Here is a 20,138-nt window from a genome sequence, read left to right as displayed (position 1 = left end):
GGTCTGGGGAGTGGGGGCGGGCTGGGCCGGGCTTGTGTTCCCCTCGGGCGCTTTGGGTTCTTGGGTTTTGGGCTGGGGGTTCTGGGCCTGTTCGCTGCCGGGTTGCCCCTCCTGCTGGGCGGGTTGGTCCTCCGTGGACCTGGCTTCGGCAGGAGGGGTCTGCTGGGCAGTGGGTGCCTGCTCCTGCTTGGGCTCGGCGCTCTGGAGCTTCTTGCCCCAGTTTTGCGCGATCAGCAGCAGGGTCTCGAAGCCATACTGGCCCTGGCTGGGCTCGCGGGTGAAGGAATCGGCCTGGGTGAAGAGCTTGCCGTTCTTGTCGTAGAAAGCCGTCTTGTAGCTCCCCGCCATCTGTTGCAGTGGTCGCAGGGCCTTGGCTGGGGTCAGGCTGAGGCGGAAGGCCTCGAGGTCCTTGCGGGGCGTGACCCAGGCGGCATCTAGGTCCAGAAGGCCCTTTTCGGCGTCGTAACGCAGCACGTAGAGCAGGCCCTCGGCGGCCTTGAAGGTCTCTGTGGCCGCTTTGAGGTCTTTGAGCACGAACTGGGCGTGGAAGGCCCGCGTTTCTCGCCCCTCCAGCCGCACGGCCATCAGGAAGGGATCGCCGGTCTCGGACTGGGGCAGGGACAGGGCGACCTTGGGGGGCAGGGGGTCGAGGACGCTGAGGGTGAGCTTCTGGAAGTTGCGCGACAGTGAGGCATCCTCGATGAAGGCCGTGATTTCGAAGTTGCCCTTCTCCTGCGGCGTGCCGCTGAAGGTGCCGTTGGTGAAGGTGATGCCTTTGGGCAGAGTGCCCTCGAGCTTGAAGGTATGGGGGCGCACCCCGCCCTCGCCGCGGAGTTGGGCTGAATAGCTGTCACCCACGTAAGCCGGGGGCAAATTCGGCGTGACGATGCGCAAAGCCCCCTGCGAACTGCTGGGGCTGTTCTGATCCCCCCCACAGGCCACGAGGGCCGAAGCCAGCGAAATGAGAAGCAATTTGGCGAGTTTGGGAGCCAGCATAGGGGAAGTTTACCGCTCGCCGATGAGAGTGAAGGTATAGTTAGCGCTATGGGCATTAAGCCGGACCGGTGGATTCGGGAAAAAGCCAAACAGGGCATGATCGAGCCCTTCGAGGAACGCCTGGTGCGCGATGGGGTGATCAGCTACGGCCTGACCAGCTTTGGTTACGACCTGCGGGCGGCGCGGGAGTGGAAGATCTTCGCCAACGTCTTTCACACCATCGCCGACCCCAAGGGCCTCGACCCCAAGAGCTTCGTGGACTACGAAGGCGACGAGGTCATCATCCCCCCCAACTCCTTCGTGCTCGCTCGCAGCATAGAGTACATCCGCATGCCCGACAACGTCATGGCCATCGCTATCGGCAAGAGCACCTACGCCCGCGTGGGCATCGTGGCCAACATCACGCCCCTCGAGCCCGGCTGGGAGGGCCACGTGACGCTGGAGTTCTCCAACACCACCCCCCTGCCCGCCAAGATGTACGCAGGAGAAGGCGTGGTGCAGCTGGTGTTCTTCGAGGGCGAGCGCCCGGAAGTGACCTACGCCGACCGCAAGGGCAAGTACCAGGGCCAGCAGGGCATCACCCTGCCGCGCATCTGACGGGCTGAGCAGATGGCGAGAGGGCCGGGGGCTCGGGGTCATCGGCCTCCGCTATCGACCTCGCTGCACCCGGTAGCGCTTGACCGGGCGGCCCACCGTGCCGTAGGTCAGCTCGAGCTGCACGAAGCCGGTCTGTTGCAGGTACTCCAGGTAGCGCCAGGCGGTGACCCGGCTCACCCCCACTCCCTCGCCCACCTCGTCGGCGCTGAGGGGACGGGGCGTGCTTTGCAGCAGGTGCTGGATCTGCTCGAGGGTGGTGAGGTCGATCCCCTTGGGCAGGCGCTGCTGGCCGCGCACGCCCAGCAAGCGGTCCAGGCGGGCCTGGGTGAAGGGCTGGGGCTGGGCCTTGACGATCTGGCGCTGGCGGTAGCGCTCCAGCGCTTCATGCAGCCGGGGTTGCTGGAAGGGCTTGATCAGGTAGTCCATCACGCCCTCGTAGAGGGCGTGTTGCACGGTGTCTAGGTCATTGGCGGCGGTGATCATGATGGCCTCGAACCTCAGGCCGCGCTCGCGCAGGGCGCGGATGAGCCCCAGGCCGGTGCCGTCGGGCAGGTACACGTCAACCAGCAGCAGCTCGGGCTGGAGCAGCACGGCCAGCTCCAGCCCCTCGCCTACACCCTGGGCGGTGCCGACGACGCTGAAGTGGGGCAGGTCGGCGATCATGGCCTGGTTCACCGCCAGCACCCCAGGATCGTCCTCGATTAGCATCACACGGGTAGGCGCGTTCATGCTCCCTCCTGCAGGGCGCTGCGGGGCAGGCTGACCCGGAACACGCTGTGCCCGCCCCGCCGGAAGAAGCTGAGTTCGCCGCCGAGCTGCGTGATCTGCTGGTGCACCAGGCTCAGCCCCAGGCCCCGCCCCTCCCCGCGGGTGGAGACTCCCCGCTCGAGGATGCGCCGCCCCAGCTCGGCAGGCACGCCGGGGCCATTGTCGCTGACCTCGAGCTGCATGCCCTCAGGGTCCTCGCCCAGCGCCAGCGTGACGCTGCGCTCCTGGCCGCGGGGTTTTTCCAGCACCGCCTCGAAGGCGTTATCCAGCAGGTTGCCCAGCGCGAGCTCGAGCGTTTGGGAGTGCGGCGTCCAGGCCGCGCTCAGCGCCGAGCCGGGCTCGAGGCGCAACCGGATGCCTAGCTCGCGGGCCCGCTGGTACTTGCCCAGCACCAAAGCGGCCAGCCGGGGCAGCTCGATGTCGGCTACCAGGTCTCTCAGGGCCTCGATCTGGCCTGCTTCCTGCTGGATGACCGCCAGCGCCTCGAGGGGGCGCTGGAGCTGGATCAGCCCGGCGATGGTGTGCAGGCGGTTCTGGAACTCGTGGGTCTGGGCCCGCAGCAGCTCGGCGTAGCGCCGGGTCTGGGTGAGCTCCTCGGCCATCTCGAGGATTTCGGCGCGGTCGCGAAAGACGACCAGGCGTTGCCCACCGGGCATGGCGAAAACCCCCGCCAGCACCGGGAGACTGCCGATGCGCAGCTCCTCGTTTTCGGTGTTGCCTCCCTGCAGGAGCCCACTCTGGGCCAGATCGGGCCAAACCGCCTCCAGCCGCAAGGGGGTCTCGCCCGCGGCGGGGATGCCCAGCATCTGGGCGGCTCTGGGGTTGGCGAGCTGGATCTGTCCCCCAGCGTCCACCACCAGCACCCCCTCTTGCAGGGCGTTGAGCACGCTGCGGTGCTGCTGTACCAGCGCTGCGATCTGCTCGGGCTCGAGGTCGAGCATCGCTCGCTTGATCCGGCGGCTCAGCCACACGCTGCTCAGGAGGGCGAAGAGTAGCCCCAGGCCAAACCAGGGCAGCAGGGTGGCGCTGACCTGGAGCGCGATGCTGTGTACGGTGGGCAGCAGGTAACCGGTCGAAACCACCCCGATCACCCGGCCCGCCGCGTCGCGCACGGGCACCTTGCCCCGGATAGCGGCCCCCAGCGAGCCCGTCGCCACGCTGATGATCTCGCGCCCGGCCAGCGGCGCGTCGTTGTCCCCGCCCACCATGGGCTTGCCCAGCCGGTCGGGCAGAGGGTGGGCCAGGCGGATGCCCTGCTTGTTGCCTACTACGATGTAATCGGCTCCCACCTTCTCGCGAATCCGGTTGACCAGGGGGTTGAGCGTGCTCGAGGGATCGGGGTCGTCGAAGGCGGCTACCACCTCGGGGATGGTGGCGACCGTGCGGGAGATCAGCAGGGCCCGCTCACCGTAGCTCTGTTGCACCGAGCGTTGCAGGGCGAGGATCTGAACTGCGGCCAGGACCGCCATCAGCACGGTGAACACCGCCACCTGAAGCAGGAAAAAACGCATCTGGATGCCCAGGCGGCGGGAACTGGGCCGGGGCACGAAGCTGGTCGTGCGCTGGTGGGCTCGAGCGAGGCTCATAAGGCTTCCACGTTCACCCGGCGCATGGAAGGAGGATCCCACCGCGCCATGGTCGAGGGGAATCGGTGAACACAATTTACAAAAACTTGACCCCCTTTCCGACCTCGATACAATCGAATCACCTACAAACCACGGAGGCGACATGAGAAAGCGTTGGTTGATGCTGGCTTTGACATCGGTTTTTGGCAGCCTGGGCCTGGCGGCTTTTACCCCCAAGGCCCCCGAGTGTATCGCTCCGGCGGGAGCGGGAGGCGGCTGGGACCTCACCTGCCGCAGCGTGACCCAGTTGATGTTTGACCTCAAGCTCGTGCCCCAACCCTTCAAGGTGACCAATATGACCGGGGCAGGGGGTGGGGTGGCCTACGCCAACGTGGTCACCCAGCGCAACGACGACGCCAACCTGCTCGTCGCGGCCTCCCCGGCCACCACCGTGCGGCTGGCCCAGGGGCAGTTCAGCCAGTTCACCGAACGCGACGTGCGCTGGCTGGGGGCCATCGCCGCCGATTATGGCCTGGTGGCCGTCAAGGCCGACTCGCCCTACAAGACCATGGCCGACCTGGTGGCCGCCTGGAAGGCCGACCCCGGCAAGATCGCGGTGGGCGGGGGGAGCGCGGTGGGCGGGCAGGACCACATGAAGGTGCTGTTGCTGGCGCGCGCCATCGGGATTCAGCCCCGCGCGGTCAAGTACGTACCCTTCGACGGGGGCGGGCAGGCGCTGACCTCACTGCTGGGTGGCTTCATCCAGGTCTTCGCCGGGGACGCCTCGGAGTTGCGCGGACAGGTCGAGGGCGGCACCGTGCGCGTGCTGGCGGTGCTGGCGCCCAAGCGCCTGGCGGCTCCCTACGCGGGCGTGCCCACCGCCAAGGAGCTGGGCTACAACGTCGATTGGGTGGTGTGGCGGGGCTTCTACGTGCCCAAGAACATGCCCAACGAGGCTTACGACTTTTGGTTGAACGCCCTGCGCAAGGTGGCTCGCTCGCCCGAATGGGCCAAGTTCCGCGAGCAGAACTCCCTGGGCGAGTTCGTCTCGCTGGGGGCGGAGTTCCAGGTCTTCATCGACCGCCAGGTCAACCAGTTCCGCAACCTCTCGAAGGAGTTGGGGATCATCAAGTGAGGCGGGCGGCGAGCGCCAAGCTCGCCAGGGGCACCCGGTAGGGGTGCCCGCTGCTTTTGGAGGAGCCATGTCCAACCCCACCCACCGCACCGACCGCATTGTAGGGGTCCTGCTGCTGCTGCTCTCCATCGCCTACGGCTGGACGGCCAGCCGCTTCGAGGTGGGCATGCTTTCCGACCCCGTCGGCCCCAAGCCCTTTCCCTACCTCATCGCCATCTGCACCGCCGTGGCCAGCCTGTGGCTGATCCTGCGCCCCGACCCCGACCCCCAGTGGCCCCCCGTCAGCTTCTGGTTGCCGCTGGGGCTGGTGCTGGGCAGCCTGGTAGCCTACGCCTACCTGTTGGTGCCGCTGGGCTTCATCGTGGTGACCACGCTCGAGATGGCCCTGCTCGCCGTGCTCTTCGGCGCACGCTGGTGGCAGGGCCTGGCCGCGGGGCTGGCCTTCAGCCTGGTGGTCTACTTTCTCTTCACCGCCGGCCTCAACGTGCCGCTTCCGGCGGGAAAAATCTGGGGTCTGGGACGGTAGCGCATGGATATCCTGCAAGCCCTTGCCAATGGTTTTGAGGTTGCGCTGCAACCCGTCAACCTCCTGCTGGTCTTCGTGGGCTGTCTGGTGGGCACGCTCATCGGCGTGCTGCCGGGCATCGGGCCCATCAGCGGGGTGGCGCTGCTGGTGCCGCTGACCTTCGCCCTCAAGCTCACGCCGGAGTCGGCCATCATTCTGCTGGCGGGCATCTACTACGGCGCGATGTACGGCGGCAGCACCACCAGCATCCTGCTCAACATCCCCGGCGAGACCTCCTCGGTCGTCACTACCCTGGACGGCAATCAGATGGCTCGTCAGGGCCGGGCCGGGGCCGCGCTGGCCATCTCGGCCTGGGGTTCCTTCATCGCCGGGACGCTCTCGGTGCTGGCGCTGATGCTCTTGGGGCCGCTGCTGGCGCAGTGGGCCATCCGCTTTGGCCCGGCGGAGTATTTCGCCCTGATGGTCTTTGGCTTCTCCACCCTCTCGGCCCTGGCCGGGAAGAATATGGCCAAGGCCCTCCTCGCCACGCTCTTCGGCCTCCTGCTCTCGACGGTGGGCCAGGACCCGCAAAGCGGGATGTCGCGCTTTACCTTCGGGCTGTTGCAGCTCGAGGACGGCATGGACTTTTTGGTGGTGGCCATCGGCCTGTTCGCGGTGAGCGAGGTGCTGATGATTCTCCAGGACAAGGCCCCGCCCGCAGTTCAGGCCACGGTGGGGCGGGTCTATCTTTCGCTCAAGGAGTTCACCTTTTCGCTGCTCACCATCCTGCGCAGCAGCATCCTCGGCTTCGTGATCGGGGTGCTGCCGGGGGCCGGGGCCAGCATCGCCAGCTTCGTGGCCTACACCGTCGAGAAGCGCCTGCTGGGCAGCCGGGCCCGCTTCGGCCAGGGCGACATCCGCGGGGTGGCGGCCCCCGAGTCGGCCAACAACGCCGCGGCAGGCGGGGCCATGATCCCCCTGCTCACCCTGGGTCTGCCAGGCAGCGGCACCACCGCCATCATGCTGGGGGCCTTGGTGAGCCTGGGCGTGACCCCAGGGCCCCAGATGTTCCAGCAGCACCCCAACGTGGTCTGGGGCCTCATCGCCTCGATGTACGTGGGCAACGCCATGCTGCTGCTGCTGAACCTGCCCCTGGTGGGCCTCTTCGTGCGCTTGCTGGCGGTGCCCTCGTGGTTCTTGATCCCCGCGGTGCTGGCGGTGAGCTTCATCGGGGTCTACGCGGTCAACAACAACCCCTTCGACCTGCTCTTGATGACCGTCTTCGGCCTGGTCGGCTACGTGATGCGCCGGCTGGATTTCCCCCTGGCTCCGGTGCTCTTGGGCCTGGTGCTGGGCTACTTGATGGAGGTCAACCTGCGCCGGGCGATGGCCATCAGCAACGGAGACGTGGGCTTCCTCTTCAGCAGCCCCATCGCCATCGTGCTATGGGTGCTGGCCGGCCTCTCGCTCTTCGCCCCCACCCTCCTGAGCCGCTTCGTCAAGCGAGGGGCGCTGGGGGATGACGAGATCTAGGAGCCATACAGTTCGTTTATGGCTCGTTGCCGGACCTGCTCCGTTCCGTTCGTCAGGGCTCGCTTCAAGCCCTGGGGGAGGTCGCCCCAGCGGGGCAGCCGGATGCGGCGCAGGGTCTGGGCCTGGTAGCGGTGGTAGCCTCCGCGCATCTCCACCGAGTAGGCTCGCACGAACAGCGAGGCCACACTCGAGCGCAGGACGGCTTGCAGGGCCGTCAGCGGCCACTGCGTCGAGGTCACCCAGTAGAGGTTGTGGTGGGGGTAGTACTGCCCCTCGTCCAGCACCACGATGGGGTGTCCGGCTAGGTCGGGGATCAGCAGCTTGGGGGTGTGACGCAGGGCGAGATCCACGCGGTCGATGGTGCGGAACCACTGCTCGGGGTGCTGGCGGGCCACGTAGCGGCGCGCGAGGGTGGTGCGGTGGGCCTCGAGGTAGGCCTTCAGTCGGGGGTAGCGCTCCAGCGCAACCAGGTGACCCTCCTCATCCCAGGGGTTGACCAGCACCCGCCCCGACCACTCGAGCTTCCCCGAGCGCACGTCGGAGGAGAGCAGCAGGGGCAGCTTGCGCTCTTCCTCGATGCCCAGATCGGCGGGTTGCACGAAGACCTCGTCAGCCCCGCTGGCCACCCCGATGCCCACCCGGCAGCCGACCTGCTCGAGCGGGGGAAAGCGCCGCTCCCACTCGCGCAAGCGCTCGAATTCCTCGCCCAGCTCGAGCAGCCAGGGGCCATCCGGCGGGGTGGCCCCTGCCCCTACGCGCACCCGCCGCCCCTCCCGCCCGATGACCTCGGTGGAACCTCCCTCCTGCTCCGTCCTGGCGATGAGGGTGATGGCCGGATAGGCGATCACCGCGTCCTGGAAGGGCTGGTGCCCCTTGAGGTCGGCGTAGCGCTCGAGGCGATACCCCTCGGCGACGAAGCGCCGCAGGGCCTGGCCATAGCGGTTCTTCATCCAGCGGTCGCTGCAGAGGTAGGCCAGCCTGCCCTGGGGCTCGAGCAGGCGTAGCCCCCGCTCGAAGAAGGGCACGTAGAGGTCGGCGCGGTGACTGAAGGTGGGGTAGCGGCGGCGGTACTCGGCCAGCAGCGCGGCGGGAATGCGCTCCGGGCGCAGGTAGGGTGGGTTGCCCACCACGTGGGTGAAGCCTGCGTCTAGTTCGGTCAGCAGGAAGTCGCCCTGAATCAGCCAGGTGTGAGCCAGATGAGCCGCCAGCCTTCGAGTTATCCCCAATTCCACGAGCCTGTTAATAACTCTGTGGATAACTTTCTCGTAACTCTCACGGTGCAGCTCCACTCCGCACAGGCAGGACTCGAGCCCGTCGGCATTTCGGGGGCTTCCGCCGTAGGTGAAGTAGGAGGCCAGGAGGCGCTCGAGCGCCTCCAGCAAGAAGTCCCCCCCGCCGAAGCAGGGCTCGAGCAGGCGAAAGCGGCTCAGCTCGCGCTCGGGGGTATAGCCCAGCCAGTCGAGCATCTGCCGCACCACGGCGGGCTTGGTGAACACCGCCCCCCGCTCCTCGGCCCCCGCGCGCGACAACCCCTCGAGGGCGTGCTGCACCTCCCGGTGTACAGAGCCTGCTCCGTCCCGAAGGAGGTGCTCGGAGAGATCCATGGCCTGAATCTTATCGTGCTTCGCCTCGAGGCCGCACGCCGCGAAGCCCTCGCCGAACCTTTGCGTCGCCCATATGAGCGTGCCCCCGTGCTCCCGGTCGAGCCCAGAGGCAAAAGCCTATTCCTGGGGTGCCTGGGTGGTCTGCGCGGCCACGCAGCGCCAGCCCTGTGGGGTATGCACGTAGACCTGGGTGGTCTGGAAATACGCCTCGAAGACCCGGCCCTGATGCGTGGCCCGGTCGTGCAGCCGGGCGGTGAGTACGGCGGTATCGCCATAGAACTCGATCTGCACCTGATCGAGCTCCTGCTGTTCCCAGCGCATGTCCCCCAGGCTCACGTAGGTCTGGAGGTACTCCTCCAAGTTCATGCGCGCGCCGCCCGCGTTGATGTAGGTGAAATTGGGGTGCAACAGGCGTTCCAGAGCCTCCCGGTCTCCCTTCACCAGCGCAGCGGAGCGCTCGAGGGCGGCCCGTAAAACGGCGTCTTTGGGGCTCACCCGACCATTGTAGATCAGACTTCAGGCGGGCTTGCCCGTGAGGCAGAAGTAGAACTTCTTGGCGTATCCCGCGATCAGGTCGGCCCGGTCGAGGGCGTTGACGATCCGGCGGGCGTTTTTGTAGTCGGTCTTGCTGTTGTTGAGGTAGTCCTCCAGACGCTTGCGGGTGAAAAGCCCCTCCACCATGCCCACGAAGAGGATCTGCACGGCGATCTTCAGGTCCAAAGCCAGCGAGGGGTTGTCGTAAAGCTGTCGCCCCAGCCCGATGGCCCTGCCCACGCGCTCGTAGTTGTAGCCGTGGGTGATCTGCACCAGCCCCCGGCCAAAGTAGCTCTGCCCGTTGGCGTGGGGCAGGGCGTAGTTGCGTTTGATCCTGCCCTGCTCGAAGAGCCGCGTCACCACCCGGATCGACTCGGCGTCGCTCTGGGCAAATCCCTCGCGCACCGGAGCCATGGTCTTGCCGGTCTCGTGGTAAGCCGTAGCCAGGCAGTAGGCCAGCCAGCGCAGGTCGCTGAGGCTGGAGTCCTCCCAGTAGTCAAACATGGCCTCGAAGCCATCGACCTGACTCTGGCTGAGCTTGTTGGTGAATTGCTCTCGGTAGCGCTCGTAGAAATGCTTACGGGCAATGGGCAGCGGCATAATTCCTCCTGAGCCGAGAGGCTGCCCTCAGTATAGAAAAGGGTCCGCCGCATGGCGTGCCTTTAGGTGTTTGACCTATGGCGCACGTCGTGCGACATACAATATCCCGGTATGCGCCCTGCTTGGCTCGAGGTCGATCTGGATGCGCTGGCCCACAACGTTGCCCTGCTGCGCGAGCGGGTGGGTGGGGTCCGGCTGATTGGGGTGGTCAAGGCCGATGCCTACGGCCACGGAAGCGTAGAGATCGGGCGGGAGCTGGTCCGGCTGGGCGTGTGGGGTCTGGCCGTCGCGACGGTGGGGGAGGGGCGGCGGTTGCGCCAGGCCGGGATCACGGCCCCGGTGCTGCTGCTGGGCGGTCTGCATCCCTCGCAGGCCGGGGAGGTGCTGGAAGCCGGCCTCATCCCCTCCCTTTCCAGCCTCGAGGCGGCCTTTGCCCTCGACCAGGCTGCCCGCGCCCTGGGCCTGCGGGCTCAGGTGCAGCTCAAGTGGGATACTGGGATGGGTCGGGTGGGCTTCTCCTGGGAGGAGGCCGCTCAGGTCCGGCGGGCGCTGGAGGGCTTGGAGGGGCTCGAGGTCGGCGGGCACTATTCGCACTTCGCCGACGCCGAAGCCAACGAGAGCTGGAGCCGCAGCCAGATCGCCCATTTCGAGGCGGTGCGGGAGGTGTGGGGGCCGGGCTACCTCTACCACCTCTGCAACACCGCCGGCATCCTCAACTACCCCGAGGCTGCCTACGACGCGGTCCGCCCCGGAATCTCGCTCTACGGCCTGTGGCCTGGGGTGGGCCTCAAACCCATCGCCCGGCTGCTGGCCCGACCCACCCTGGTCAAGTGCCTGCCCCCCGGCAGGTCCATCGGCTACGGAGGGCTCTACACCACCCAGGGCTATGAATGGATCGCTACCTTGCCGGTGGGCTACGCCGACGGGATGCCGCGCTTGCTCTACAACCGGGCCACGGTGCGGCTGAAGGGGCACAACCACCCGGTGGTGGGCCGGATCTCGATGGACCAGATCACGGTGCGAATCCCCGAGCGGGTGGGCTTGGACACCGTGTTCGAGGTGGTCACGCCCGACTTCGACCCCGGCTCGAGCCTGTGCGGCTGGGCCGAGCTCACCGGAACCGTGAGCTACGAGCCAGCGGTGCGGCTAGCCGCCCGGCTGCCCAGGGTCTACCTGCGTGGCGGGGTGGAAGTGGCCCGGACGGAGGGGTGAGCGTGGGGACCATGCGGGGAATCAAGCTCTTCCAGGGCTACCTCTGGCACCCCAGGGAGCTCGAGTTCGACCCCAAGCAAGCCCTGCCCCGGCAGCTCGGAGCGGGGCTCGAGGACGGCCCGGTCTACGTGCTGATTGACCCCGTGCGCCCTCCATTCGCCTTTTTCGAAAACGGAACGCCCACCGCGGGGCAGAGCTTTTATCAGGTGACCCTGCTGGTGCGCAGCGAGAAGCCCCCCCACGAGCTCAAAGCCCTCACCCAGCCCGTCAGCGAGGAGCTGGAACCGCACCTCCAGGCCACGCCGCAGGGGGTGGGATGGTTGCTGCTGGAGGATTTGAGGGAAGTATAGGCCGGTGGTCAATGGTCACCCGCCTTTTGCTTCCCGCTTTCCGCCCTCCTGCTCACTTTCCGAAATCGATGTCGATGTCCTCGCCCTTCCCGGCTTTTCCCCCTCCTCGAGCCCGGCGCGGTGGCCTGCGGGGGATGAGGAAGGCCAGAATAAAAGTGAGCAGGCCCGCTCCGGCGGCGATCCAGGCCCACAGGTTGCGGTCGGTGCCGATGCGCACGGGGGGCAGCACCCCGCTTTGGTAGGCGCTGGCCTGGTCGTTGGCCAGCACGTCCACAGCGGCGGGCGCGTCAAGGGGAGCGTTGATCGTCCAGGCGCCCCCGCCGGGCCGGGTGGGGCGAAAATGCCAGGGGGTGAAGGGATCGTACAGGCCCACCGTCACGTAATAGCCGTAGTCGCCGGGGGGGATATTGGGCCAGACCTCGAGCCAGTCCCCGTTCCGGTGCAGCTCGAGGGCCTGTGAACCGCCGCCAGGATCGCGCTGCTCGGCGCCCCAGCCCGTCAGCAAGACGGCCTGCTCCCAACCCTGCCCCCCTGGGGTTTTGAACCCTGCTCCGGGCAGTTCCTCCGCGCCGCCGGGGGCAGTGTCGAGGTAGATGCCCACCACCGTCAGGGAAAAGCCCTGGGGGGCTTGCAGGGGATTGGCGTAGCGGGCCAGGCGCACCCGCAGCACCAGTCGCCCATCGCGCTCTATGGCCTGAAAGCCGGTGAGGTCGGCGAAGCCCACCTCGCTGTATAGCCCCGCCTGGGGATAGCCGTAGCCCAGGCCGTGGTCGTCGCCGATGCGGTCGGTAAGCAGCAGGGGAATCATGAAGTCCTCAGGTTCATCAGGGCCCGTACCACTTTAGCCGGGTCGTGCTGGGCGTAGGGCCCATCTTCCAGGAAGTCGCCCCTGAGCACGCGCACCCCTTCGGCCTCGAGGCCCTCCAGGTCCAGTGCAACCGGATGCTGCCCCTCGGCCTCGTAGCGCGCGAGGCGCTGGTGGCCGATGGGGTGGGTGTGGGCCACGACGATCTCGGGGGCGCGGCCTAGGTGGGTCACGATGGCACGGTAGTGCTCGAGGGCCGAGAGGTGATCGGTCTCGCCCTTCTCGCTCATCACGTTGAGGATGTAGCACAGCCTGCCGGGGGATCGGAGGATGGCCTCCTTGATCTGGGGGGGCAGGAAGCTGGGGATCACGCTGGAGTAGAGGCTGCCCGGTCCCAGCACGAGCAGCTCGGCCCGGCGGATGGCCTCCAGGGCCTCGGGCATGGCCTCCAGCTCGGGAGGCTCGGCTGCCGTCGCGGTGCTTTGCCCACCGGCCAGCACCCGCTCGTGGTGCAGGGCCTCGAGCCAGACCCGGCGGATGCGGCCTCTGCCCTCGCGCAGCCGGGTCTCGCCCTCGCTGGTGCTGCCATCCTCGCGCAGGGCGCACAGCTTGGCGGGCATGGCGGTCGCGGGCCAGACCGCCCCCCTCAGGCGCAGGATCTGGTTGGCGTTGCGCAGGGCCTCGGCGAAGTTGCCCTCGAGCTCGTGCAGCGAGACCAGCATCAAGTTGCCGAAGGTGTGGCCCGCCAGCTCGCCCCCCCGCTCGAAGCGGTAGGCCATGAGGTCGGGCAGGCCCGGAGCGTCGGAGAGGGCGGCCAGGCAGTCTACCAGGTCGCCTACCGCCGGGATGCCGAAGCTGTCGCGCAGCCGCCCCGTCGAGCCACCGTCGTCGGTGACGGCCACGATGGCGGTGAGGTTGGCGGTTTCCTCCTTGAGCCCGCGCAGCACCCGCGACAGCCCGGTGCCCCCGCCCAGCGCCACGATGCGGGGGCCCGACTCGAGCCTGCGCCGGATGTAGACCTGCTGGGGCACGGTGTCGGGGTCGGTGAGGGCGGAGAGCATGCTGCGGTTCATCCAGCGGATGCCCTCGGCCAGCAAGAAGATGCCCAGCCCCAGCCATACCAGGCCGGTGACCCAGGCCGGGGCGTCGAAGGGGCGGGCCCAGCGCACCAGCTCGTAGAACCTCGAGACCAGCGGACCCTCCCAGGAGAGCTGGAGGATGCCCACCAGCCCCAGCAACCCGCCCAGCAACGCCACCAGCAGGTAGCGTTTGACCCGCATCCCCGGCAGCAGCCAGCGCCAGCTCTGCCAGCGCAGGCCGATGCGCACGGCCTTATCCCGCACGGCCCACCTCGCCAAGGGGAGAGGGTCGGCCAGAAAGAGGGCTATTCACCTTTGCCCACATCGCGGTGCTCAACCCCTACTCTAAACCTTCCGCTCATGTCCTGGGCCAGTCGTTCGACCACCGCCACGCTGCGGTGGCGTCCCCCGGTGCAGCCGATGGCCACGGTGTAGGCTGCCCGGCCATTCTCGCGGGCCCCTTCGGCGGCCAGGCCCGCCGTGGTCATGAGGGCGCGGTAGAAGGGCTCGTCCTCCTTGCGGCTGAAGACGTACTGAGCCACCGCGGGCTCGGTGCCCGAGAGGGGTTTGAGCTGGGGATCGTAGTAGGGGTTGGGCAGGCTGCGCACGTCGAGCACCAGGTCGGCGTCCTGGGGCGGTCCCCACTTGAAGCCGAAGGACAACAGCCGCAGCACGAAGCCTTCCTCCTCGCCCAGGGCCTTTTCCAGTGTTTCCTTGAGTTCGCGCGCTGACTTGTCGGAGGTGTCGATGACCAGGTCGGCCCGGTTGCGCAAGGGGGCCAGGGCGTTCTTCTCGGCCTCGATCTCGCCCAGCAGGTTGCCGGTGCCCAGCGGGTGCAGCCGGCGCGAGAGGTTGTAGCGCTTGAGGAGCACGTCGGGGCGGGCCTCGAGAAAGACCAGGAAGGGTTTGAGCCGGGCTAAGGTGGGCTCGAGGTCGCCCAGGAACTTGCGGGTGCGGATGTCCACCACCACCGCCACCTTGTCGATGCTCTCCTTCTGCAAGGTCTCCAGCAGCGAGGGCCACAGTGCGGGCGGCAGGTTATCCACCGAGAAATAGCCCAGGTCCTCCAGCGCGAAGTGGGCGCTGGTCTTGCCTGCGCCGGAGAGCCCGGTGATGACGACGAATCTCATGGCTTATGGCTACTGTACTTCCATCAGCTCCACGTCGAAGATCAGGGCCGAGTTGGCGGGGATGTCGGGGCTGGGGGAGCGGTCGCCGTAGGCCAGGGCGGCGGGGATATGCAGCCTGCGCTGGCCGCCCACCTTCATGCCCAGCACGCCGCTGTCCCAGCCGGGGATGACCTGGCCCTGGCCCAGGGTGAACTCGAAAGCCTCGCGGCCCTCCTGGCAGGAGGTGTCGAACTCCTTGCCATCGACCAGGCGACCGATGTAGTGCACCTTGACGGTCTTGCCGGGCAGGGCCTCGGCCCCCTTACCCACCTTCACGTCCTCGATCTTGAGATCGGTAACGGCCTCGTTGGTGGTCTTGAGGGCTTCGGGCTTGTTCTTGCAGATGGCGGCGGTTTTATCGGCCTGGCAGCCAGCGAGCAGCAGGCTTCCGGCCAGCAGCAGCGTAGCGGTGAGGGTTGGCTTCATACCGCTGAGTATTGTATCGGCTCGAGATGAGGCCGTTCAGCTTTAGCCAAGCGGCGCCGAACACCCACGGTTGTCTTGAACCCGAACCGGGGTTAGGCTCGAGCAGCATGGAAGCGACGCTGACCTACGTTGGAGCGGCCACGGTGCTGCTGGAGGTGGGCGGCTGGCGCTTCCTCACCGACCCCGTGCTCGACCCGCCCGGCGGGGTGTACGCGCTCGAGCAGGGCCCCATCCGGGGCGAGGCGGCCCGCCGGCTGCAGTTGCGCTCGCGCAAGCTCACCGGCCTGGCCATCGCGCCCGAGAACCTGCCGCCCATCCACGCCGTGCTGCTCTCCCACGACCAGCACTTCGACAACCTCGACGCCGCCGGTCGGGCCTTCCTGCCCCAGGCTGAACGCGTCCTGACCACGGTTTCGGGTGCTAAGCGGCTCGGCGGCAACGCGAGTGGGCTCGCCCCCTGGCAGTCGGTCCAGGTAGGCGAAATCCGCATCACGGCTACCCCGGCCCAGCACGGCCCGCGCATCGCCTTGCCCGTGGTGGGCGAGGTGATCGGGTTTTTCCTCGAGTGGCCCGGCCAGCGGCACGGCGGGCTCTACATCTCCGGCGACACGGTGTGGTTCGCCGGGCTGGCCCAAGTCGCCCGGCGCTTCAAGGTGAGCGCGGCCTTGCTCCACGTCGGAGCCGCCCGCTTCCGCCTCACCGGCCCCATCCGCTACACCCTCGACGCCCGCGAAGCCCTCAAGCTCGCCGAGCGCCTCGAGCCCCGCACCCTCATCCCCATCCACCACGAAGGCTGGTCGCACTTCTCCGAGGGCCGCGCCGAGGTCGAACGGGCCTTCCGCGAGGCCGGTCTCGAGGCCAAGACGCTGTGGCTCGAGCCGGGAGTGCCCACGCGGCTGGAGGTCTGAACGCCCGCCATCCTCACGCCGGCTGCTTCAGCGCGAGCTGCCCGCAGGCCGCCCCCACGTCGCGTCCCCGGCTCCAGCGGATCGAAGTCGGCACGCCCAGGCCCTCGAGGATCGCCGCGAACTTGAGGATCTGCTCCTTGGAGGTGCCCTGGTGGGGCGCGCCCTCCCAGGGGTTCCAGGGGATGAGGTTGAGGTGGGCCGAGAGGCCCTCGAGGTGCTTGGCCAGGGCCCTGGCCTGCCAGGGGTGGTCGTTGAGGCCCTTGAGCATGGTGTACTCGAAGGTCACCCGGCGCTTGACCTTGGCGTAGTAGTGCCGCACCGCCATCATGATCTCCTCGAGGCTGTAGCGGTGGGCGGTGGGGATGATGAGCTTGCGGGTCTCGTCGTCGGGGGCGTGCAGCGAGAGGGCCAGGCGCACGCCCAGGTCCTCCTCGGCCAGGCGGTAGATGCCGCGGGGGATGCCCACCGTCGAGAGGGTGATGCGGCGGGGGCTCATCGCCAGGCCCTCGGGGTCGAGCATGCGGCGTACGGCGGTGAAGACGTGCTCGAGGTTGAGCAAGGGCTCGCCCATGCCCATGAGCACCACGTTGCGGATCTCGCGTGGGGAGTGCCCCTGGTGGTGGGCGGCGAAGAGGATCTGGTCGAGGATTTCGGCGGCGGTGAGGTTGCGCCCGAAGCCCATCTTGCCCGTGGCGCAGAAGGTGCAGCCCGCCGGGCAGCCGACCATGCTCGAGACGCAGATGGTGCGGCGGCCTGCGTAGGGCATGTAGACGGCCTCGGTCTTCTTGCCATCCCACAGCGTGTAGAGGTACTTCACCGAGCCGTCTTTGCTGGCGAAGGGCGTCACCTCCGCGAACTCCGAAACCCGGTAGCGCCCGGCCAGCTCGGCCCGCAAGGCCCTGGGCAGGTTGCTCATGCCCTCCCAGTCCCGCACGCCCTGCTTGTAGAGCCAGCCCGCGATCTGGGCGCGGCGGAAGCCCTCGGCGGGGAGGGCGGAGGGCTCGAGGCCCAAAACCGGAATGCGGGGGTCGGCAGGCGTGCTCACGACCTCTGAGTATAGCCAGCCCGCCGGGCTGGAAGGTGGCGGGCGGCAGGATGTGCTTTAGCGCCGCCTGGGGTCGCTCCAGGCCTCCCAGACCGCCTGGTACTGCTGCGGGCTCAGCCGGGGCCGCTCGTAGAGGCCGGCCTCCAGGCGCTGGCGCTGGGCCTCGAAGAGGATCACCGCGGCGGCCACCGAGACATTGAGGCTCTGCACCATGCCCAGCATGGGGATGACGATGTGCCCATCGGCCAGGGCGGCGGCTTCCTCGCTCACGCCCCACTTCTCGGCCCCCAGCAGGATGCAGGTGGGTTGGGTGTAGTCCACGGCGCGGTAGTCGGTGGCCTGCTCTGAGAGGCGGGTGGCGTAAATCCTGAAGCCCTGGCCCTTGAGGTAGGCGAAGGCCGAGGGGACGTCGGGGTGAACCCGCAGCCCCACCCACTTGGCGGCGGAGCCGGAGGTGTCGTTGTAGGTTCTGATCTTGCCCGCTTCGGCTTCTTCGAGCACCGGCAGCCCCTTCTGGGGCGGGATGGCGTGGACCTCGAGCACCCCCACCGCGTCGCAGGTGCGCAGGATGGCCGAGAGGTTGTGGGGCTTGTTGACCTGCTCCATCAGCACGGTGAGGTCGGGCTGACGGCGGGAGAGCACCGTGCGCAGCTTGTGTTCGCGTTCGGGCGTCACGAGCATTCATTGTAGAGCACTGCCCTAGCTGCTTTAGAGGGAAGGGGGTCGTCACCGCAGGGGCACGCGGATAGCCCCCTCCAAGTCGGTGCGCCGCACCGCCACCCCGTGCCTGCGCAGGCGCTCCAGGACGGCAGGGGTGGGGTGGCCGTACACGTTGGCCCCGACCCCGATCACCGCCAGGCGGGGTCGAAACCCCTCGAGCAGCTCCTCCCCGGTGCTGCTGGCTGAGCCGTGGTGCCCGACCTTGAGGATGTCGATGGGCCGGGCCTCCCAGCGCCGCTCCTCGGAAATGGGGGCGTCGCCGGTGAACAGGATGCGCCGGTTACGCCACTCCAGCACGAACACCAGGCTGCGAGCGTTGTCCTGTGCGCCGTTGTGGCCGGGTCCGAGAAAGCGTAGGCGAGCCTGACCGACCTCGAGCACGCTGCCCGCGCCAGCTTCGATGACCCTGATCCCCCTGGCCTGGGCCACTGCACGCAGTGGCCGCTCTTGGGCGTCCTGGGGCTGTGGCGGCCCGGTGACCAGCGCCCCGACTCCAACGGACTCGAGCACCTCCGGTAGACCACCGATGTGGTCGGCGTCGGGGTGGGTGGCCACGACGAGCTCGAGGTCATCGACCCCCAGGGCCCGCAAGGCTCCCACCACCCGGCGGCCCGCCCATTCCCGCCCCCCGTCCACCAGGATCTCCACCCCGCCGGGGAGCCGCACCAGCCCCGAGTCGCCCTGTCCGACGTCGAGCTGCCAGTACTCCGCGGCGGGAGCGAGCAGGCTGAGGCTGGAGGCCAGCACCGCCGACCCGGTCAGCACCACCCCGCGCCGCCAGGAGATGTGGCCGTAGAGGGCGGCCAGCAATGGGGTGATCCCGAGGTAATAAAGCGCGAAGCCCACCGGGCTGATCTCACCCCAGAAGAGCTGGGGACCACGGGCAAAGAGCCCGACGAGCTCGAGGGTCAGCCGCCCCAGCCACTCGAAGGGCCAAGCCAACCAGTTCCCCAGGAACATCTTGACGAAGCCCAGCGGGACCAACAGGTTGAGGAAGGGCAGCACGAGGAGGTTGGCGATGGGGGAGAGGAGGGGCAGGCTGTGGAAGTGGTGCAGCAGCAGAGGCAGCAATAAGAGCTGCGCCGCCAAGGTCACCACAAACCCGGCCAGCAGCCAGCCCTTGAGGCCGCTGGGCCGGGGGAGCTTGGGCAGCACCAGGGCCATCCCCAGCACCGCCAGGTAGGAGAGCTGGAAGGAGAGGCTGTAGATCGCGGAGGGCTGCCACAGTAGGTGCAGGGCCACCGCCCAGCCCAAAGCCGCCAGCACGTCCAGCCGGCCCTTTCCCACAAACAGGGCCACCAGCACCAGCGCCGCCATGATCTCGGCCCGCACCAGTGAGGGCGAGGGTCCTACCAGCCACAAGTAAGCCAGCAGGATGGCCAGCGCCCCCAAATAGCGGTACGGGCCGGCGAAGGAGAGCAGCAGCACCAGAAATCCCGTCAGGATGGCGACGTTGAGCCCGGAGAGGGCGAGGGCGTGCGCCAGGCCCGAGCGCTGGAACTCGCCGTAGGTCTCGCCCAGGTCGCGCCGCTCCCCCAGGGTGAGGGCTGCCGCCAGCGCCGCGACGGGGGGGGAGAGGCCGGCCTCGAGCCGGGCCCGCAAGGCGTCGCGCGGGCCACGGGGCAGCGGCTGGCTCCAGAGCACCCGCTCCACCTCGAGCACCGCTCCTACCCCCACCCCGCGCAGCCACAGGGCCTGGTCGAAGCCGCCGGGGTTGCGCCTGCCCTGGGGGCGCTGGAGCACCCCGCCGAGCCGGTAACGCCCGTCTTTGAGCAGGGGAAAGTGCCGCACGTAGACCCGTCCCTGGGGGGTGCTCAAAAAGCCTTCGCGCACCACACCCTCCAGCTCCACCCGAGAGCCGATCTGGCCGGCCCAGGGATCGGAGGGAAGCAGCAGCCGCAGGCACAGCAGCCCGAAGGCCCCGGCAAAGGCCCAGCGCTCGGGCTTGGGCAGCCAGCCCACCAGCAGGAGGCTCAGGTAGGCCAGCGGGCCGAGCTGGGTCAGCGACCCGGCCAGTGCGCCCAGGCCGAGGGCGTGGGGGATCATGGCACGACGAGAGGCCGCAGCCGCTCGAGGGTCTTGGGGCCGATGCCCCTGACCCGATCCAGGTCCTCGACGCGGCTGTAGGGTCTACCCTCCACGATGCGGCGGGCCAGCGCAGGACCGATGCCGGGCAGGCGCTCGAGCTCCTCGAGGCTGGCCTGGTTGAGGCTGATGCGCTGCGCGGGTGTGGACGGGGGTAACTCGGCGGCTGGAGGCGGCGAACTCTGGCTCACCACCTCTACCGCAACGAAACGCTCGCTCAGGCGAGGCCAGAGGCTGGCCACTCCCAGCAGCGCCACCAGCAGCAGGTAAACCCCGGTCAGGAGGTCTCGGACAGGCGCCACTGGATGCCCGCCAGCCCCAGCCCGAAGACCACCACGCCCAGCGTGGTCCAGAGGTCGGCTGCCGGGTCGCTGGCCTTGAGGGCCACGTAGGCCAGGCTGTAGGCCAGGGTGATGGCGCACAGCACCTTCAGCAGCACTCCCGTGCCCGCACGCGCCCGGCTGGGGGTTGGGGTCAGGGCCGCAGGGGGCTCGGGTACGGT

Annotated in this window: 21 protein-coding genes and 1 pseudogene; 7 read left to right on the top strand and 15 right to left on the bottom strand. The window is 68.3% G+C overall.

Annotated features, from left to right (window positions below; all coding sequences use genetic code 11):
- On the bottom strand, positions 1–996 hold a 996-nt coding region (locus Mrose_RS14245; RefSeq protein WP_119279354.1), incomplete at its 3' end, for an Ig domain-containing protein.
- 48 nt (positions 997–1,044) lie between these two features.
- On the opposite strand from Mrose_RS14245, the gene dcd reads away from it, so the two are divergent.
- A complete protein-coding gene (gene dcd / locus Mrose_RS14240; protein ID WP_119279352.1) occupies positions 1,045–1,593 on the top strand; it encodes a dCTP deaminase in 549 nt (182 codons plus the stop codon).
- A 51-nt stretch (positions 1,594–1,644) separates the two neighbouring features.
- Here dcd and Mrose_RS14235 read toward each other — a convergent pair whose 3' ends face one another.
- Positions 1,645–2,322 (bottom strand): response regulator, encoded by a 678-nt coding sequence (locus Mrose_RS14235; protein ID WP_119279350.1) that lies wholly within the window; start codon positions 2,320–2,322, stop codon positions 1,645–1,647.
- Positions 2,319–3,947 (bottom strand): ATP-binding protein, encoded by a 1,629-nt coding sequence (locus tag Mrose_RS14230; RefSeq protein WP_119279348.1) that lies wholly within the window; start codon positions 3,945–3,947, stop codon positions 2,319–2,321. The genes Mrose_RS14235 and Mrose_RS14230 overlap by 4 nt, the downstream gene beginning before the upstream one ends.
- A 142-nt stretch (positions 3,948–4,089) precedes the next feature.
- On the opposite strand from Mrose_RS14230, the gene Mrose_RS14225 reads away from it, so the two are divergent.
- The 3 genes from Mrose_RS14225 (at position 4,090) to Mrose_RS14215 (ending at position 7,099) form a co-directional block, all read left to right on the top strand.
- Positions 4,090–5,061 carry a Bug family tripartite tricarboxylate transporter substrate binding protein gene (locus Mrose_RS14225; protein WP_119279346.1) on the top strand — a complete coding sequence of 324 codons (972 nt, stop codon included), beginning with the start codon at positions 4,090–4,092 and terminating at the stop codon, positions 5,059–5,061.
- 67 nt (positions 5,062–5,128) lie between these two features.
- Complete coding sequence (locus Mrose_RS14220; RefSeq protein ID WP_119279344.1) at positions 5,129–5,587, top strand: tripartite tricarboxylate transporter TctB family protein; 459 nt, start codon at positions 5,129–5,131, stop codon at positions 5,585–5,587.
- A 3-nt stretch (positions 5,588–5,590) separates the two neighbouring features.
- Positions 5,591–7,099 carry a tripartite tricarboxylate transporter permease gene (locus Mrose_RS14215; protein WP_119279343.1) on the top strand — a complete coding sequence of 503 codons (1,509 nt, stop codon included), beginning with the start codon at positions 5,591–5,593 and terminating at the stop codon, positions 7,097–7,099.
- Here Mrose_RS14215 and Mrose_RS14210 read toward each other — a convergent pair.
- From Mrose_RS14210 to Mrose_RS14200, 3 genes are all read right to left on the bottom strand, one after another.
- On the bottom strand, positions 7,096–8,703 hold the full coding sequence (locus Mrose_RS14210) for an Eco57I restriction-modification methylase domain-containing protein (RefSeq protein WP_119279341.1): 1,608 nt from the start codon (positions 8,701–8,703) through the stop codon (positions 7,096–7,098). The two genes, Mrose_RS14215 and Mrose_RS14210, sit on opposite strands and share 4 nt — an antisense overlap.
- A gap of 117 nt (positions 8,704–8,820) precedes the next feature.
- Positions 8,821–9,198, bottom strand: a complete 378-nt coding sequence (locus Mrose_RS14205) for a nuclear transport factor 2 family protein (RefSeq protein ID WP_182482836.1) — start codon at positions 9,196–9,198, stop codon at positions 8,821–8,823.
- A 21-nt stretch (positions 9,199–9,219) separates the two neighbouring features.
- A complete protein-coding gene (locus tag Mrose_RS14200) occupies positions 9,220–9,837 on the bottom strand; it encodes a glycoside hydrolase family 19 protein (RefSeq protein WP_220452340.1) in 618 nt (205 codons plus the stop codon).
- Positions 9,838–9,948: 111 nt separating this feature from the next.
- On the opposite strand from Mrose_RS14200, the gene alr reads away from it, so the two are divergent.
- Positions 9,949–11,049 carry an alanine racemase gene (alr, locus tag Mrose_RS14195; RefSeq protein ID WP_119279337.1) on the top strand — a complete coding sequence of 367 codons (1,101 nt, stop codon included), beginning with the start codon at positions 9,949–9,951 and terminating at the stop codon, positions 11,047–11,049.
- 11 nt (positions 11,050–11,060) lie between these two features.
- The gene (locus Mrose_RS14190; protein WP_119279335.1) at positions 11,061–11,399 is read left to right on the top strand and encodes a DUF3208 domain-containing protein; all 339 of its coding nucleotides are present in this window, start codon (positions 11,061–11,063) and stop codon (positions 11,397–11,399) included.
- Positions 11,400–11,451: 52 nt separating this feature from the next.
- Here Mrose_RS14190 and Mrose_RS14185 read toward each other — a convergent pair whose 3' ends face one another.
- The 4 genes from Mrose_RS14185 to Mrose_RS14170 are packed head-to-tail and all read right to left on the bottom strand — an operon-like array spanning position 11,452 to position 14,878.
- Positions 11,452–12,207, bottom strand: a complete 756-nt coding sequence (locus tag Mrose_RS14185; RefSeq protein ID WP_119279333.1) for a glucodextranase DOMON-like domain-containing protein — start codon at positions 12,205–12,207, stop codon at positions 11,452–11,454.
- On the bottom strand, positions 12,204–13,562 hold the full coding sequence (locus Mrose_RS14180) for a gluconeogenesis factor YvcK family protein (RefSeq protein WP_119279331.1): 1,359 nt from the start codon (positions 13,560–13,562) through the stop codon (positions 12,204–12,206). The genes Mrose_RS14185 and Mrose_RS14180 overlap by 4 nt, the downstream gene beginning before the upstream one ends.
- Positions 13,563–13,588: 26 nt before the next feature.
- Entirely contained in the window at positions 13,589–14,413 is an 825-nt protein-coding gene (gene rapZ, locus Mrose_RS14175) for an RNase adapter RapZ (RefSeq protein ID WP_119279329.1), read from the bottom strand.
- A 9-nt stretch (positions 14,414–14,422) separates the two neighbouring features.
- The gene (locus Mrose_RS14170) at positions 14,423–14,878 is read right to left on the bottom strand and encodes an FKBP-type peptidyl-prolyl cis-trans isomerase (protein ID WP_182482835.1); all 456 of its coding nucleotides are present in this window, start codon (positions 14,876–14,878) and stop codon (positions 14,423–14,425) included.
- Between the two features lie 107 nt (positions 14,879–14,985).
- Between Mrose_RS14170 and Mrose_RS14165 the strand changes: the two genes are divergently transcribed.
- Positions 14,986–15,786 carry an MBL fold metallo-hydrolase gene (locus Mrose_RS14165; RefSeq protein WP_119279327.1) on the top strand — a complete coding sequence of 267 codons (801 nt, stop codon included), beginning with the start codon at positions 14,986–14,988 and terminating at the stop codon, positions 15,784–15,786.
- A gap of 13 nt (positions 15,787–15,799) precedes the next feature.
- On the opposite strand, the gene rlmN is transcribed toward Mrose_RS14165, so the two are convergent.
- The 5 genes and pseudogenes from rlmN to Mrose_RS18940 form a co-directional block, all read right to left on the bottom strand.
- Complete coding sequence (gene rlmN, locus Mrose_RS14160) at positions 15,800–16,831, bottom strand: dual-specificity RNA methyltransferase RlmN (RefSeq protein WP_119279325.1); 1,032 nt, start codon at positions 16,829–16,831, stop codon at positions 15,800–15,802.
- Between the two features lie 57 nt (positions 16,832–16,888).
- Positions 16,889–17,506 carry a tRNA (guanosine(18)-2'-O)-methyltransferase TrmH gene (gene trmH / locus Mrose_RS14155; RefSeq protein WP_420808356.1) on the bottom strand — a complete coding sequence of 206 codons (618 nt, stop codon included), beginning with the start codon at positions 17,504–17,506 and terminating at the stop codon, positions 16,889–16,891.
- A 51-nt stretch (positions 17,507–17,557) separates the two neighbouring features.
- The gene (locus tag Mrose_RS14150) at positions 17,558–19,597 is read right to left on the bottom strand and encodes a DNA internalization-related competence protein ComEC/Rec2 (RefSeq protein WP_119279321.1); all 2,040 of its coding nucleotides are present in this window, start codon (positions 19,595–19,597) and stop codon (positions 17,558–17,560) included.
- Positions 19,594–19,938 (bottom strand): ComEA family DNA-binding protein, encoded by a 345-nt coding sequence (locus tag Mrose_RS14145; RefSeq protein WP_245969947.1) that lies wholly within the window; start codon positions 19,936–19,938, stop codon positions 19,594–19,596. The genes Mrose_RS14150 and Mrose_RS14145 overlap by 4 nt, the downstream gene beginning before the upstream one ends.
- A pseudogene (locus Mrose_RS18940) lies at positions 19,914–20,138 on the bottom strand (YcxB family protein); the annotation flags it as partial. The pseudogene Mrose_RS18940 and the gene Mrose_RS14145, both read right to left, overlap by 25 nt.

Source organism: Calidithermus roseus (assembly GCF_003574095.1).
Taxonomy (GTDB): domain Bacteria; phylum Deinococcota; class Deinococci; order Deinococcales; family Thermaceae; genus Calidithermus; species Calidithermus roseus.
Note: the sequence above shows the minus strand (reverse complement) of the source record. Positions and strands in the feature narration are given on the sequence as shown.

Bases quoted from the DNA above. Each gene is read 5' to 3' on its own strand.
- Mrose_RS14220 (WP_119279344.1), top strand. From the start codon at position 5,129: ATGTCCAACCCCACCCACCGCACCGACCGCATTGTAGGGGTCCTGCTG.
- Mrose_RS14210 (WP_119279341.1), bottom strand. From the start codon at position 8,703: ATGGATCTCTCCGAGCACCTCCTTCGGGACGGAGCAGGCTCTGTACAC.
- Mrose_RS14150 (WP_119279321.1), bottom strand. From the start codon at position 19,597: ATGATCCCCCACGCCCTCGGCCTGGGCGCACTGGCCGGGTCGCTGACC.
- Mrose_RS14165 (WP_119279327.1), top strand. From the start codon at position 14,986: ATGGAAGCGACGCTGACCTACGTTGGAGCGGCCACGGTGCTGCTGGAG.
- Mrose_RS14200 (WP_220452340.1), bottom strand. From the start codon at position 9,837: ATGCCGCTGCCCATTGCCCGTAAGCATTTCTACGAGCGCTACCGAGAG.
- Mrose_RS14190 (WP_119279335.1), top strand. From the start codon at position 11,061: ATGCGGGGAATCAAGCTCTTCCAGGGCTACCTCTGGCACCCCAGGGAG.
- Mrose_RS14170 (WP_182482835.1), bottom strand. From the start codon at position 14,878: ATGAAGCCAACCCTCACCGCTACGCTGCTGCTGGCCGGAAGCCTGCTG.
- Mrose_RS14230 (WP_119279348.1), bottom strand. From the start codon at position 3,947: ATGAGCCTCGCTCGAGCCCACCAGCGCACGACCAGCTTCGTGCCCCGG.
- alr (WP_119279337.1), top strand. From the start codon at position 9,949: ATGCGCCCTGCTTGGCTCGAGGTCGATCTGGATGCGCTGGCCCACAAC.
- rapZ (WP_119279329.1), bottom strand. From the start codon at position 14,413: ATGAGATTCGTCGTCATCACCGGGCTCTCCGGCGCAGGCAAGACCAGC.
- Mrose_RS14225 (WP_119279346.1), top strand. From the start codon at position 4,090: ATGAGAAAGCGTTGGTTGATGCTGGCTTTGACATCGGTTTTTGGCAGC.
- Mrose_RS14215 (WP_119279343.1), top strand. From the start codon at position 5,591: ATGGATATCCTGCAAGCCCTTGCCAATGGTTTTGAGGTTGCGCTGCAA.
- Mrose_RS14185 (WP_119279333.1), bottom strand. From the start codon at position 12,207: ATGATTCCCCTGCTGCTTACCGACCGCATCGGCGACGACCACGGCCTG.
- Mrose_RS14235 (WP_119279350.1), bottom strand. From the start codon at position 2,322: ATGAACGCGCCTACCCGTGTGATGCTAATCGAGGACGATCCTGGGGTG.
- dcd (WP_119279352.1), top strand. From the start codon at position 1,045: ATGGGCATTAAGCCGGACCGGTGGATTCGGGAAAAAGCCAAACAGGGC.